Origin of the sequence: Megasphaera hominis, from assembly GCF_014269395.1 — a bacterium.
Taxonomy (GTDB): Bacteria; Bacillota; Negativicutes; order Veillonellales; family Megasphaeraceae; genus Megasphaera; species Megasphaera hominis.
Genome location: NZ_JACOGK010000022.1, coordinates 18843 through 33473, shown reverse-complemented (window position 1 = coordinate 33473; position 14631 = coordinate 18843). Strand labels below are relative to the sequence as shown.

Below are 14631 nucleotides of genomic sequence, written 5' to 3'. Positions count from 1 at the left end.
GGACGTACTGCCTGCTCTGCGTTAAAAGTTGTGTATATTACCCAGCAAGGGCGTCGTATCGTCCATGTGGGGCAGCATGAGGTCCAAGGCTTGTATCATCTTTTCCTTGTCCTGTGGCAGATTGCCGCCGACGGGAGCGAGGTTGGACACATGGTTGCTGCGGAAGATACAAGGGCGGGTCATTTCCGTGTGTGCCAGGAGTTCCCGCAGTTCACGAATAAAGCCCTTGGCTGTGAGCGGTGTAAAGGTGCCCCTTTGCACATCCTCGTACAGGGGCACTGTAGGCGGAATAATAAGGGACAGGGCACTGAGCATGGTCGGGTTGATGGCCGATACGACGTCTGCTGTATGCAGGGCGTGTTCGTGGGTCCGTTCCTGGCCGCCCAGGCCGAGGAGAATCATGGCGGATAATTTAAAGCCTGCCGCCAAGGCCTTCTGGCCGGCTGTAATCGTTGCGGCAGCCGTTGTGCCTTTGTTTACGTGGGTCAGGACGGCATCATCGCCGCTTTCGATCCCCATGTAAAGAATGGCCAGTCCGGCGTCGTGGAGGGCTTTTAGTTCCTCCGGCGTCTTGCGGTTCAAATCGGCCGGCGTCGCATAGGCGCCAATCCGCGTCAGGGCCGGGAAGGACGCGTAGCATTTTTCGATGATATGCAGCAATTGGTCCGTCCGTAAGACCAGGGCGTCGCCGTCGGCAATAAAGAGACGGCGGATATGCGGATAGGCCGCAGCACCCCGTTCGATAATCCCGTCGATTTCGTCCAGCGGCCGGACGCGGAAGCGCGATTCTTTATACATGGGACAGAAGGTGCATGTATTGTGAGAGCAGCCAATGGTGGCGCGCAGAATGAAACTGTACGCTTCACTAGGTGGCCGGAAAACTAATCCTTCAGCATCGTCAATGAACATAGAAAGTCTCCTTTCGGTCTGTACAGGTTAGGTCGTTCTAGCTCTATTATACTATATTTTTGGCAGGCATCATACGGACGGCATAAATAATCCCCGCCTGCAGCACAGACGGGGATAGAAAAAAGGCTTATTTTTTGCCGTGTTTGATGCGGAACGCCATGGCATGGGCTTCGGCGTCGCTATGACCTTCGGCCTTGGCCTGTTCGATCAGGTGCAGCATTTCTTCGTAGGCTTCGGGAATGATGCGGGTAATACGGCTTTGCGTATCTTCCCAGTTTTCCAGGAGACGGCGGCCCAGCTCGCTGCCCGTATACTGGACATGGCGGCTGAGAAGCTCCTGAATGGCAGCGGCTTCTGCGTCGTTGCTCAAGGGTTCCAGCCGGACCAGTTCCTGGTTGCAGTTGGTCGGTTCCAGATCGTATACATAGGCGACACCGCCGGACATGCCGGCAGCAAAGTTGCGGCCTGTACTGCCCAGGACGAGCACCTTGCCGCCTGTCATGTATTCACAGCCATGGTTGCCTACGCCTTCGACGACGGCTTCCATGCCGCTGTTACGGATACAGAAGCGTTCGCCGGCCATGCCGTTGATGTAGGCTTCCCCGCTCGTAGCACCATAGAAGGCCACGTTGCCGATAATGATGTTGTCTTCTGCCGGGAAGGCTGATTCCAGAGGCGGATGGACGATCATCTTGCCGCCGGAAAGACCCTTGCCGAGATAATCGTTAGCGTCGCCTTCGAGTTCAAGCGTCAGGCCTTGGGGAATGAAGGCGCCAAAGCTCTGGCCGGCCGAACCGACGAAGCAGAGCTTGATCGTATCTTCTGCCAGGCCCTTTTCTCCGTAGCGGTGGGTGATTTCACTACCTAAGAGGGTGCCTGTGACGCGGTCTGTGTTCCGGATGCGCAAGCGGGCGCGGACATGCTTTTGGGCTGCCAGGGCCGGCCGGCACATGCGGACGAGCTTTGACATATCCAGGGTCTTTGAGAGCTCGTGATCCTGGCCGGTCGTAAAATGGTGGCCAATGTGTACGTCTGTATAGGGCCGGTAGAGCAGGTGGTCCAGGCTGACTGTAGCGGCCTTCGCGTTGGGAGCTGTATCCTTTTGCCGCAGGAGATCATAGCGGCCTACCATTTCGTCAATCGTATGGAAGCCCAGGCGGGCCATGATTTCCCGCAGATCCCGGGCGATGAAGTGCATGAAATTGATGATGTACTCCGGCTTGCCTTTGAAGTTTTTCCGCAGCTTTTCATCCTGTGTGCAGACGCCGTAGGGGCACGTGTTGAGATGGCACACGCGCAGCATATGGCAGCCGATGGTCAGGAGCGGTGCCGTGCCAAAGCCGAAGAGCTCAGCGCCGAAGAGGGCGGCAATGGCCACATCCCGGCCGGTCAGCAGCTTGCCGTCGGCTTCGATGCGTACGCGGTCGCGGAGCTGGTTGAGGAGCAATGTCTGCTGGACTTCGGCCAGGCCGATTTCCCAGGGCAGGCCTGTATGGCGCAGACTCGTACGCGGCGAAGCACCGGTACCGCCGTCGTAGCCGCTGATCGTCAGCGTATCGGCCTTGGCCTTTACGACGCCGGCAGCAATCGTACCAATACCGGCACCGCTGGCCAGTTTTACGCCAATGCGGGCGTTGCGGTTGGCATTTTTCAAATCAAAAATCAGTTCTGCCAGATCTTCGATGGAATAGACGTCGTGATGGGGCGGCGGGGAAATGAGGGCAATACCCGTCGTAGCATGACGCGTCTTGGCAATATCCGGATAGACCTTGCTGCCTGGCAGGTGGCCGCCTTCGCCCGGCTTGGCCCCTTGGGCGCACTTGATTTGCAGCTCATCGGCGTGGATGAGGTAATTGCTCGTAACGCCGAAACGGGCAGAGGCAACCTGCTTGATTTTGTCGTTTGTATCTGTTGCAAAGCGGTCTGCATCTTCGCCGCCTTCGCCAGTATTGCTCAGGCCGCCCAAACGGTTCATGGCTTGGGCTACGCATTCGTGGGCTTCCTTGCTGAGGGCACCGTAGCTCATGGCACCTGTACGGAAGCGCTTGACAATGCGGTCTTCTGCTTCGACCTCTTCAATAGGGATACTGCAGCCGGCAGGGTAGACGAATTCCAGGAGGTCCCGCAAGCGGTACACGGAGGACGTATTGACGAGCTCGGCATACTGACGGTACAGCTCGTAGTCATTGGTGCGGCAGGCCTTTTGCAAGAGTTCGACGGCTTCCGGAGAAATGATGTGCTGCTGGCCGTTTTTCCGGTATTGATAGACGTCGCCCCGGGGCAGGCCGTCTTTGCCGTTAAAGGCTGCTGCGTGACGGCGGGCATTTTCTTCGGCTACTTCCTTCAGGCCAATGCCGCCAATCGGGCTGGGCGTATTGACGAAATACTTTTGAATCAGCTCGCGGCCAATGCCGACGGCTTCAAAAATCTGGGCGCCGTGGTAGCTGTGTACAGTTGAAATGCCCATTTTAGACATGACGGCCAGAATCCCGTTGACCGAAGCCTGGAGGTAATTTTCCCGGGCTGTTTCGTAATCGATAGAACCCAGTTTCCGCTTGGCAATCAGTTCTTTAATCGATTCTAAGGCGACGTACGGATTGATGGCTGTAATGCCGTAGCCCAGGAGGGTACAGAAATGATGGATTTCCCGCGGTTCGCCCGATTCCAGAATGAGGCCTACGTCAGAACGGACGGTTTGACGGATGAGGAAATGGTGCAGGGCTGCCGTCGCCAGCAGTGCCGGAATGGCGGCCATGCGGGAGTTCGTGCCCCTGTCGGAAAGGACGAGGATATTAGCCCCGCTGCGTATGGCTTTAAGGGCATCGATACAAAGCGATTCAATGGCTGTTTCCATGGCTTCTGTACCGCCGCTGACGGGGTAGAGCATGGAAATGACGGAAGAACGCAGCTTTTCATTCATGAGTGATTTGATGACAGCTGTTTCTTCATTGGTCAAAATAGGCCGTTTCAGGTAGAGCGCTGCTGTATCTTTATCATCCGGATCCATAATGTTGGCTACGTTGCCGGCCATGACGATGGAACTCATGACGATGTTTTCGCGCACGCCGTCAATGGGCGGATTCGTTACTTGGGCGAAGTTTTCCTGGAAATAGTCGTATAAGAGCTGTGGCCGGTCGGAAAGGATGGGCAGGGCAATATCCATACCCATGGAATCGATGGGCTGCTTGCCGTCGCGGGCCATGGGCAGGATGATCTTGTCCATGTCTTCCTGCGTATAGCCAAAGACGCGTTCCTGTTCCTGCTGGTCATAGGGAATGAGGTCTGTACTGCCAAAGACGTGTTGTGGCGGCATGAGGGAATCGAGGTCCACGACGTGACGGGCATACCATTCGCCATAGGGCCGTTCCGTAGCGACGAGGTGTTTAATTTCTTCGTCATCGATGAGGCGCTGCTGTTCTGTGTCGACGAGCAGCATTTTTCCCGGCTGCAAGCGGCCTTTATACAGGACCTTTTCCGGATCGATGGTCAGGGCGCCGACTTCGGAGCTGGTAATGACCCGGTCGTCGCTGGTGACATAATAGCGGCCAGGCCGCAGGCCGTTGCGGTCGAGCATGCCGCCGATAAGCGTGCCATCGCAGAAGCCGATAGCAGCCGGGCCGTCCCAGGGTTCGATCATAAAGTTGTGGTAGCGGTAGAAATCACGCTTTTCTTCGCTCATGAGCGGGTCTTTTTCCCAGGGCTCCGGAATCATCATCATCATGGCATGGGGCAGGGAATGGCCGGTCATGCACAGGTATTCCAGGCAATTATCGAACATGGCCGAGTCACTGCCGCTGTCGTCGATGACGGGAAATACCTTGGCCAGGTCGGGATACAGTGCCGACTGGGACTTGCTTTCCCTGGCGTTGAGCCAATTGATATTGCCTTGAATCGTATTGATTTCCCCGTTGTGGACGATGTAGCGGTTCGGATGGGCCCGGGCCCAGCTGGGGAAGGTGTTCGTACTGAAACGGGAATGGACGAGAGCCATGGCCGTTGTAAAATCGAGGTCAGAGAGATCGAGATAAAAGTGCCGCAGCTGGACGGAGGTCAGCATGCCCTTATAGACGATGGTCCGGGAAGAGAGGCTGGCAATATAGAAATCAGAGCCCTTTTCCTGGCTGGCCGGAACGATTTTCTTTTCTGCCAGCTTGCGGATGATGTAGAGCTTGCGTTCAAAGTCCATTTGCGTTTTCAGGGCATCGGAGCGGCGGATAAAGACCTGCAGAAAGTGAGGCCGCGTCGTCTTGGCAATACTGCCGATCAGGCTTTCGTCGACAGGTACGTCGCGCCAGCCCAGGACGGACAGGCCTTCACTGCGGACGATGGCTTCGAACTCGGCCATTTGCTGTTTGCGAAATGTTTCATACCGGTGGGCGAAAATCATGCCTACGCCGTAGTCGCCTGCTGCGGGCAAAGAAAAACCTAATACTTCGCATTCGCGGCAAAAAAACTGGTGCGGGATTTGGACTAAAATACCGGCACCGTCACCGCTTTTTGCGTCGGCCCCCTCGGCCCCGCGGTGTTTCAGGTTTTCCAGAATGGTCAGTGCCTGGTCGAGGATATCATACGATTTTTTCCCCTTGATATTTACGACAAAGCCTATGCCGCAGGCATCATGTTCGTACGCCGGATCATACAAGCCTTGTGGTGCCGGCAGGTCACGAAGTTTTTTATACATACCGATTCCCCCTCGTATAAAATATGTCTCTGCAGGTATATCGTAAAAAAAGATACCTAGTATAGAGATTGAATACTATTATAAAGGTAGTATGACATAAAATCAATAAAAATATAAAAATAATCGTGTATACAATTATAAAAATAAAGAATTAGCTAAAATATTCTAATATTTTACAATGGAAGGATAAAATAAAGTAAAGCATGGTATGAATTATATGCAAAAGACGGCAGCGCACGTGTAGTGCGCTGCCGTCTTTTAATCTGATAAACGCTAGCGGATGGTTTCTATCCAGGCTGTAAATTGCTGGCGGAAGAGGCCGGCGCCGCCGTTGGCAGGATGCCGCATAGCTGCAGCGTCCAGGCCGGCAGCCTGCAGGGTTTCCGCCGCTTTGCGGCCAATGGCGCCGATCGTCATTGGCTTCTGGCACAGGGCGAGAAGCTGCTGCGTATACGCCAGGCCGGCAGCTAATTCTGCGTCTGTCGGCGTCCGGTTCGACAAGGGTGTGTCTTTGTGGGGATGGAAGGGAAAGATGTTCCAGAGAATGACGTCAAACGGGTTCAGGCCATTATCTGCGATGGAGCCCCAGACATACGTATCCGTCGGCTCATTCAGGCCCTGTTCCCGCTGCGTACGGCCCGTCAGGAAGGGCGAGTCCGGCCGGCTCGTCCGCGTGCCGCTGTGGCCGAGAATGGCCGTACTCGGAATCTGCTTATGATGGTCCAGGAGCATGCGCTCGCACGTAATGGCAATGCCTGTAAAGCGGCAGCCCTGATACCCGGCCGCTTCGGCAACAAAGAGGTAGCGGGCCCGGCCCAGGCGCAGCTGCAGGTATTCGGCCAGCTGCCGGCGCCGCAGGGCCGGCGCGTCCGGTCCGATATCACAGCGTTCGTCGTAATCCTGCCAGGGGTTGAAGGCCGTAGTACTTTCATACTGGGATAGATGTTCGATAAATGCAGACAGCGTCATGACAGACCTCCTCAGAGATTATAAAAGACATAGCACGCGCCGATTTTGCCGGCCGGCCGTGTAAGGGGATAAAACTCAGAACGGGTGTAGTCTTCATACTTTCCTGACGGTACCAGGATCGTAACCGCTTCGCCCTGGCGCAGCCGCTGCTGCAAGGCGGCGCTGCTTTCTTCCGGGAAGGGATGCTTGCCGGCCCAGACGGACGAACGGTGGAGCAATTTATTTTCATCGTAGCCGGCCGGTGCCGTATAGGTAGCCGTCAGGCCTGTGTAGTACGTAAAGGAAACGCGGTAGTCTTCAAAGAAGTAGATGCGCCCGGGAAGCTGGGCTTCCTGGCCGATAAAGGGCGCAGCCGAGCGATAGGCATAGAACGGAGCCAGGCCCTGGTAGAGGACGATGAGGTAGACGACGGCTGTAGCGATACCGGTCAGCAAGGGGATGGCAGGAAAGGCCTTGAGCCGTTGCGCTGCCACGACCAGGAGAATCGCAAGGGGGACAAACAGGTAGAGCAAAAGCCAGCTGCTGCCGGCAATGGGTGTCTTACGGAGAAAGAATGTAGCGGCGAAAAAGAGGAGCCACCAACAGATGGCCGGTGCCGTAACCCATGTCCAAAGGCGCCGGTTTCCCTCTTCGTACAGGTCGGCCAGGCCAAAGCTGGCAAAGAGAAGCAAGGGAATGTTGGCAATATACGTATAGGTCGGGTATTTGGTTGCGACGAGCGTATAAAAGAGAAACGTCCCTGCCGCCCAGACCAGGAGATATACAGATTCTTCGGTCTGGCAGCGCCGTTTCCAAATGGCGTAGATGGCGGCGCCGGTCCAGGGCAGGAGACTGACGGGAATGAGTGCGACGTAATAATACCAGACGTTGGCTTCGGGATGTTCAGACGCCGTAGCCCGGGCAATATTGTGGAGCCCTAAAAACCCGTTGATAAAGTCCATGCCGTGCAGATTGTACATCGTGACGTACCAGGGCAGGCAGAGGACACAGAAGAGCAGAATACCGGCAGGCTGAAAAATGCGTTTGATATATGTCAGATTACGGCGGAGGCCGGCAAAGACGAGGAGAAAGGTGCCGGGCAGGACGATTCCCACAGGCCCTTTGGTCAGTACGGCCAAGGCCGCCATGGCATAGGCTGCCGTCATAAACCGCCCTTTTCCTTCGGTCAGGCCAAACCAGGCAAAAAATAAGGTGCCTGCCGTAAAGAAAAAGAGCATCTGATCCGTAATGATCGAATGGCTGACAATCCAGACTTCAAAACTCGTAGCCGTTACGATGGCCGCCAGAACGGCGTATTCCCAGCGGCTGCCACGACGCAGCATATACCAGGCCATAAAGACGACGGAACCCATGCCAAAGACGGCGCCGGGCAGGCGGGACGCGAAATCCGTAAAGCCGAAGAGGGAATAAGACAGGCTGAGCAGCCAATAGATAAAAATAGGCTTATCGTACCAGTACGTAGAAAAGATTTGCGGGGAAATCCAGTTACCGGACTGCACCATTTCTTTGGCCGTCAGGACGTAGTTCGACTCAACGGGATCCGTAATGGCAAGGGCTGCATTGCCCAACAGAAAAAATAAGAGACTGCCGAGGGCGATGAGGCTGAGCAGACTGCTTCTTCTCATGAATGTGTCCTTCCTTTCCAAAAAAAAAAGACAGCAAATACATTGCTGCCTTTTGACTCGTTGTGAAACTTATTCGGCCTGCTGTTTACGACGGCGGCAATATTTCCAAAGCACAACCGCTGCAATGCAGGCACAGCCGATGACCATGGCGATGAGCAGCTGGTGATTATACTGGATCAAGTCACGCCAATGACTGCCTAAGACGGAACCGGCCCAGACCAGGAGCAACGTCCAGGGAATGGTGCCGATAATGGTAAAGAGGACGAAGCGGCCAAAGGGATAACGGGCTACGCCGGCAGGGAAGGAAATAAACGTACGGACACCAGGCAGGCAACGGCAGATGACGACGGCAATGCCACCGTATTTATTAAACATTTTTTCTGCCATGTTAAACTTCTTTTCGTTGAAAAAGATGTATTTGCCATACTTTAAAAGCAAGGGTCTGCCGCCATAGGAACCCAGCCAGTAGCTGAGGATGGAACCGACGACGCCGGCAACGCAGGCGACGATAAAGGTAGTCCAAAAGTCAAAAATATTCTGGGAAATGAGGAACCCGGCAAAACCAAGTACAACTTCGCTGGGCACAGGTATATTGGCATTTTCAGCTACCATAGCCACAAACATGGCCGCATAACCATACGCTTCCATTAGCTGCAGCAATGTATCCATACGATAGATCCAACTCCTTTTCTAAAACTACTACTAAAGTAACACTTTCAAACTTAATATAGCATAGCATAGAAAAGGGTGCCTGTGCCAGTTTTTCGAAAAAAATTTAAGCAATATTTAAAAACGATTGCTTATGCCAGACCTTTTTAGCGGACCTTGAAGCAGGACAGATAGGATAAGGCATATTTGCAGACTAAATAGCCGTAGACCAGGGTGAGCAGGAGGGATAAGAGAATCTTCAGGGGAATGGCCAGGTTGAGGGGCAGTAAGAAATACGTTGCTGCCTGCAGGGACGGAATACTCAAATACCAGAGAGGATAGGCCATGTGAGCAAAGGAGACAGCCGTCTTGCCGCTTTGGTTACCCTTGGCAGCAAAGGCTGCGATGAGGCCCAAGGTGCCTGTAAAGGAGAGCAGCACACCGGCGTAATCGGCGTAGACGGCCGGCGTCAGGATGTAGAGCATCAGGCAGACCAGGGCAGCAGCAAGCCAAAAGCGGCCTGGTACATACCCGCCCGGTGTAAACCAGCGATGGCGGCAGGCATAGCAGCCCAGGACAAAATACAAGGCTGCCGTAATGACCCAGCTGAAGCGGAAGCCGCTGACGGTCATAAAGAGCTGGGCTGCCGCCACGGCGTGCAGCTGAAAGGCAGCCAGCCAAAGGCGGGAGAAAGCGAATATAAGCAGACCGTGCAGGACGATGAAGGCCAGCAGGAAAAGGGACGCCGGCGCACTGGCAGCTTTGCGCTGCAGGGCCTGGTGATTCACCTTTTTGACGGCCATGAGCAGGAACGTAAAGAGTAAGAGAAAGGCCAGCATGCCGTAGGCGCCGAGAGTAATATACGAGCCGTGAACCAGACGGGAAAGATAGTCCATAAAGGAAATATGAAAGCCCCGGCTGAGGATACCGAGCCAGGCCAGCTCAGGTACGATGAGGAATGCTGCAAAGAGCCACGGCCAGCCTAAGCGCTGCCAGCGGTCGTGAAAATAGGAGGACAGCGTGCGGATTCGCAGGTTAGAGGCACTGAAATAGCCGCTCAGGAAAAAGAGTACGGGAATGACGAGGGCTGCCAAGCATTCATAGAAGAGATAATAATACATGCCCGTTCCGAGAGCCTGCTTGTCGTACACGGCAAATAAGGGAACTGCCGGCAAAGGCAAAAAGGAAACCAGGGAGAGACAGAGAATCGAGAGAAAAATCATACACGTGCGCAAGTTATCTAAATAAAATATATGCTTGCCCATACGGATCGCTCCTTTCCTATGCGGCCGTTTTATCGTTGGTGAACCTGCGGTCGTAGTGACAGTACTATATGTTGATCAGGCATGACCTTGCCGCCACGGATAGCGGCAGAAGAATACCAACCTGATTATAGCGCGTCATTGTCCAAAAATATACCCATTTCATGCAAAATGTGATATAATTACCATACAGAACATACGTGCCAAAAGGGAAGGGGAGAAAAGACATGATCAGTACAGAAGAAAGCATTATACGGCTGCTCATAGCTATCGTATTAGGGGGCCTCATCGGCTATGAACGGGAGGCACAAAGCAAATCAGCCGGCTTGCGGACGCACATTCTCGTCTGCCTGGGCTCGTGCCTGTGCATGATTATTTCTGTCAATATTGCCATGGAATATTTCTTCCGGTATGGCTACACGAATTCCGATCCCGGACGGATTGCTGCCCAGGTCGTTTCCGGCGTCGGCTTTTTAGGGGCCGGCACGATCCTGGCCAACCAGAAGGGCCGCAGTATCCACGGCCTGACGACAGCTGCCAGCATCTGGGTCGTTGCGGCTGTGGGCCTCGTCGTCGGCGCAGGCTATCTCCTTACGGCTGCAGCGGCGACGCTCTTTGTATTCATCGTTCTCACCTTGTTTGTGCGGCTCGACAAATATATGCGGCGTCATAGTGAGCATACGTGTCATATCCACCTGGTCATGCGTAATTCTACGGGCCAGTTCCGCCGCATGACCGACTATTTCCAGGGCCACCATTTGGCGCTTCAGTCCTTTCGCGTTCTTTCGGAAGAAGAGGCGGCGGACATCGAAGTGGAAGCGACGCTTCTGGTCAGCGAGGACCTGGATGGCGGCTCGCTCATGAGCCAGCTGCTGGGGCTGAAGGGCGTCCTCCAGGCAGAGCTGCTGGACCTGGACGAGAAGATAAAGGTGAAAGAAAAATAATAAGCCCTTATGGGAAACGGGTGTATAGTATTTTGCATTTTCTGCTTTTTTCGTGACAAATCCTGCTAAAAAGAGATTTTTCTTGTAATTATATAGGTAAAGCTTTCCTTGTCGTGCTATAATAGATACGAAATTTATGATGTCCTATAGGGAAGGGGTTATGCTATGTCTACATTTATGACAGCTGCGAGTCGGGAAGGAAAAAAGATTAATGATGTCGTATTTTCTGCCGGAGCAGCGGCACGGGCTGCAATTGAACAATACGGGAAAGAAAAGGTCGTAAACGCCACCGTAGGCTGCTATGGCGACGATGATGAAAACGTGGCCTGTCTGCCTGTCGTAGAAAAGGTATATCGTTCATTGCCCATGAGCGACTTTATTACGTATGCGCCGCCTGTAGGTCTGGAAACGTACCGGCACGATGTCATTGATGCGACATTTGAAGATCAGCGTCCGGAAGGCTATACGGCAGCTGTGGCTACGGCCGGCGGTACCGGTGCGGTACACATTGCCATTACCAACTATTCGGAAGTAGGCGACAAGGTTCTGACGACGGACTGGCGCTGGGCCGTATACGATAACCTCTGTGCCGAAGTAGGCCGCCAGCTGGCAACCTTTGCCATGTTAGACGATACGCGGTCTTTCAATATTGAATCCTTTTCTTCGTCTGTAGCCGCTATTTTACAGGAACAGGATTCGATCCTGATCATGCTCAATACGCCGGCCAACAATCCGACGGGCTTTGCCCTTTCGGATCGCGATTGGGACGAAGTACTCGATGTATGCCGTTTTCATGAAAAGAAGGGCAAACGCATTACGATTTTGGTGGATATTGCCTATATTGCCTATGCCGGTGAAAAGAACGAAGTCCGTTCGTTCATGAAAAAATTCAGTAATCTGCCGGAACACATCTTTGTCCTCTTTGCCTATAGCATGTCTAAGGCCTTTACCCTCTATGGCCAGCGTGCAGGCGCCCTCGTAGGCCTTTCGTCCAGCCAGGATGTCATTCGTGAATTTGAAGAAGCAGGCAAGTATTCTGCCCGTACTTCGTGGTCGAACGTCAATCGTGCGGCCATGACGCTCCTTTCGGTTATCCGCCGTGACCCGGTGCTCCTAAAAGAACTGGAAGCAGAAGAAACGGGATTCTTCCGCACCATTTGTGACCGGGCAGCTATTTTTATGGAAGAAGCTAAGGCCTGTGAGCTCAATGTTATTCCCTATAAAGCAGGCTTCTTTATTTCCGTGCCGACTACCGTTTCGGCAGCAGCCTGTGAAAAGCTGCACGACGATCTGATTTTTGCAGCCCCCTTGGCCCGCGGTATCCGCCTCGGTGTCTGCTCAATCCCGGCGTATAAAATGAGCGGCGTAGCAGGAAAAATTAAAAAAGCCCTGGAAGCAGTCAACGGCTAAGCCGGCTGCCTGCAGGAAACCTATAGAAAGCCCTTTTATCCGGCTGTGTTAGCGGATAGAAGGGCTTTTTTAGAAAGGCTGAAAGAAAAAAAGGCCGTTTCTCCTCTTTTCGATAAAGAAGAGAAGCGGCCTTTTAGCAAATTGTAGGGCAGCCTTATATTATAGTATATAAGAAAAGGCCTGCGTACTATTCGTGTTCGTCCATGATGGCAGCGGGACCCCGGTCACCGGTACGGATCCGGACGGCATCTTCGACGTTAAAAACGAAAATTTTTCCGTCCCCCGGTTCGCCTGTCTGGCATACTCGCATGGCGACGTCGATGACGTCATCGACAGGGATTTCACAAATAACCGTTTCTACCTTGATGTGCGGCAGGAGGTTAACATTATACTCTTTGCCGCGATATACTTCGACGTGCCCCTTCTGGGTACCGCAGCCAAAGACCTGGCTGACTGTAATACCCATGACGCCAATGGCGTTGAGGGCTGCCTTCAGCTCATCGAGCTTGCTGGGCCGCGTGACAATGACCACTTTTTTGATTGCTACCATAGAAAATACCTCCTGCCTGTACTATAAGGTCTGCTGTAAATAGCCGCGTTCGCCGTGTTCATTGATATCGAGGCCGACGATTTCTTCGTCAGCATCAACGCGGAAGGTTGTAAAGAGGCTGATCACCTTGTAAAGAATGAAGGTACCGGCAATGGCCAGCACATAGGCAACGCCTGTCGAAATGAGCTGGGCCGTGAGTAAATGGGTTCCCCCGTAAAAGAGGCCGTTAGCTCCTGCCGGATTGACTTCTATACTGGCCCAGAGGCCGGTGGCAATAGAACCCCACGTACCACCGATACCGTGGATCCCGAAGGCGTCCAAGGCGTCGTCGTAACCGAAATAGTTCTTGCAGACGGCGACGGCTGCATAGCAGATGACGCCGCCAATGGCGCCGATATAAATGGCCGGCAGGGGAGCGACGAAGCCGGCGGCCGGCGTAATGGCAACGAGGCCGGCAACGCAGCCGGAGGCGGCACCGAGAACCGTCGGTTTGCCATTGATGATCCATTCGACGAGAATCCACGAAACCGTAGCTGCTGCTGCGGCACCCTGGGTGGCAATGAACGCACTGGCTGCCAGGGCATTGGCACCTAAGGCACTGCCGGCATTAAAGCCAAACCAGCCGAACCAGAGGAGGGATGCACCGAGGACGACCATGGGCATGTTATGCGGAATGATAGGATATTTCCCCAGGCCCCGGCGCTTGCCAATGAGCAGGCAGAGCGTCAGTCCTGATACACCGGACAGGATGTGGATGACCAGGCCGCCGGCAAAGTCGAGAGCCCCCAGCTGGGCCAGAAAACCGCCGCCCCAGACCCAGTGTGCCATGGGATTATAAATGAGGACAGCCCAGAAGAATATAAAAATACAGAACGTACGGAAGCGGACCCGTTCGGCAAAGGCCCCTGTAATGAGGGCCGGCGTAATGACGGCAAACATGCACTGGAAGGCAACGAAGGCCAGCTCCGGAATGGTGCCGCCTGTTAAGATATTCATGCCGACACCGGCGAGACCGACCTTGGCGAGACTGCCGATAAAGCCGTTAATATCTGTACCAAAGGTCATGGCATAGCCGAAAATGATCCATTCTACAGAAATCATGGCGATGATGAAGAAGCTCTGCATGATCGTCGTCAGGACGTTCTTGCTGCGGACCATACCGCCATAAAAGAAGCCCAGGCCCGGCGTCATGATGAAGACCAGTGCGGCCGAGATCAGAACCCACGCCGTATCGCCGGCACTGATCTGGTCTGTGCCGTCCGCCCCTAAGGCAACGGATGCAGTGAATAAAAAACAGAAAAATAAAGGCAAAAATTTTCTCATGCCAACTACCCCCTCGTAAAAAAATACGACAAAAGAAAAATCCTGCCTGCATATACCCGTGCAGGCAGGACCCCCTCGTCCCCCGGACAGCGCATCAGCAGGCTGCCCCGATTTTCTTTTGTCTGTGATCAAAAGCGTACCCGGGTATGCAGAAAAGCCCGGATGAACAGGTGAAGTAGTGTTCATCCGGGCTTCGATGCCCTGTATGCTTTTGGTGTGTTTCATTATAGCCGTACATGCCGAAATTGTCAACTGTCAGATTGTCAATAAAACGTAAAATAAGCATGTGCAATACATACATACAAAAGAT

At 53.8% G+C, this 14631-nt stretch carries 10 protein-coding genes; 2 read left to right on the top strand and 8 right to left on the bottom strand.

All coding sequences use genetic code 11. The annotated features are described in order from the left end of the window. Window positions 1-21: 21 nt before the first annotated feature. The 6 genes from H8J70_RS08280 to H8J70_RS08255 all read right to left on the bottom strand — a co-directional run bounded on the left by H8J70_RS08280 (window position 22) and on the right by H8J70_RS08255 (window position 10097). The gene (locus H8J70_RS08280) at window positions 22-909 is read right to left on the bottom strand and encodes a radical SAM protein (protein WP_186503499.1); all 888 of its coding nucleotides are present in this window, start codon (window positions 907-909) and stop codon (window positions 22-24) included. Between the two features lie 127 nt (window positions 910-1036). Beyond that, window positions 1037-5590: a glutamate synthase large subunit gene (gene gltB / locus H8J70_RS08275; RefSeq protein ID WP_186503497.1), complete on the bottom strand. Its 4554-nt coding sequence runs from the start codon at window positions 5588-5590 to the stop codon at window positions 1037-1039. 273 nt (window positions 5591-5863) lie between these two features. Next, window positions 5864-6559, bottom strand: coding sequence for a uracil-DNA glycosylase (locus H8J70_RS08270; RefSeq protein WP_186503495.1), 696 nt, complete (start codon window positions 6557-6559; stop codon window positions 5864-5866). 11 nt (window positions 6560-6570) lie between these two features. Continuing rightward, a complete protein-coding gene (locus H8J70_RS08265) occupies window positions 6571-8184 on the bottom strand; it encodes an ArnT family glycosyltransferase (RefSeq protein ID WP_186503493.1) in 1614 nt (537 codons plus the stop codon). 69 nt (window positions 8185-8253) lie between these two features. Then, window positions 8254-8853, bottom strand: coding sequence for a DedA family protein (locus H8J70_RS08260; protein WP_186503491.1), 600 nt, complete (start codon window positions 8851-8853; stop codon window positions 8254-8256). A 146-nt stretch (window positions 8854-8999) separates the two neighbouring features. Next, window positions 9000-10097 (bottom strand): hypothetical protein, encoded by a 1098-nt coding sequence (locus H8J70_RS08255; protein ID WP_222433644.1) that lies wholly within the window; start codon window positions 10095-10097, stop codon window positions 9000-9002. A gap of 224 nt (window positions 10098-10321) precedes the next feature. On the opposite strand from H8J70_RS08255, the gene H8J70_RS08250 reads away from it, so the two are divergent. Both H8J70_RS08250 and H8J70_RS08245 read left to right on the top strand, forming a co-directional pair. After that, a complete protein-coding gene (locus tag H8J70_RS08250) occupies window positions 10322-11038 on the top strand; it encodes an MgtC/SapB family protein (protein ID WP_186503487.1) in 717 nt (238 codons plus the stop codon). A gap of 165 nt (window positions 11039-11203) precedes the next feature. Beyond that, window positions 11204-12448: an aminotransferase class I/II-fold pyridoxal phosphate-dependent enzyme gene (locus tag H8J70_RS08245; protein ID WP_186503484.1), complete on the top strand. Its 1245-nt coding sequence runs from the start codon at window positions 11204-11206 to the stop codon at window positions 12446-12448. Between the two features lie 187 nt (window positions 12449-12635). Here the strand turns inward: H8J70_RS08245 and H8J70_RS08240 are convergent, their stop codons facing one another. After that, entirely contained in the window at window positions 12636-12998 is a 363-nt protein-coding gene (locus H8J70_RS08240) for a P-II family nitrogen regulator (protein ID WP_186503482.1), read from the bottom strand. Between the two features lie 21 nt (window positions 12999-13019). Then, window positions 13020-14321 (bottom strand): ammonium transporter, encoded by a 1302-nt coding sequence (locus tag H8J70_RS08235; RefSeq protein WP_186503480.1) that lies wholly within the window; start codon window positions 14319-14321, stop codon window positions 13020-13022. Between the last annotated feature and the right edge of the window lie 310 nt (window positions 14322-14631).

What these genes read in the sequence shown, in the direction of transcription:
- H8J70_RS08280 (WP_186503499.1), bottom strand. Translation starts at nt 909, where the DNA reads ATGTTCATTGACGATGCTGAAGGATTAGTTTTCCGGCCACCTAGTGAA.
- gltB (WP_186503497.1), bottom strand. Translation starts at nt 5,590, where the DNA reads ATGTATAAAAAACTTCGTGACCTGCCGGCACCACAAGGCTTGTATGAT.
- H8J70_RS08270 (WP_186503495.1), bottom strand. Translation starts at nt 6,559, where the DNA reads ATGACGCTGTCTGCATTTATCGAACATCTATCCCAGTATGAAAGTACT.
- H8J70_RS08265 (WP_186503493.1), bottom strand. Translation starts at nt 8,184, where the DNA reads ATGAGAAGAAGCAGTCTGCTCAGCCTCATCGCCCTCGGCAGTCTCTTA.
- H8J70_RS08260 (WP_186503491.1), bottom strand. Translation starts at nt 8,853, where the DNA reads ATGGATACATTGCTGCAGCTAATGGAAGCGTATGGTTATGCGGCCATG.
- H8J70_RS08255 (WP_222433644.1), bottom strand. Translation starts at nt 10,097, where the DNA reads ATGGGCAAGCATATATTTTATTTAGATAACTTGCGCACGTGTATGATT.
- H8J70_RS08250 (WP_186503487.1), top strand. Translation starts at nt 10,322, where the DNA reads ATGATCAGTACAGAAGAAAGCATTATACGGCTGCTCATAGCTATCGTA.
- H8J70_RS08245 (WP_186503484.1), top strand. Translation starts at nt 11,204, where the DNA reads ATGTCTACATTTATGACAGCTGCGAGTCGGGAAGGAAAAAAGATTAAT.
- H8J70_RS08240 (WP_186503482.1), bottom strand. Translation starts at nt 12,998, where the DNA reads ATGGTAGCAATCAAAAAAGTGGTCATTGTCACGCGGCCCAGCAAGCTC.
- H8J70_RS08235 (WP_186503480.1), bottom strand. Translation starts at nt 14,321, where the DNA reads ATGAGAAAATTTTTGCCTTTATTTTTCTGTTTTTTATTCACTGCATCC.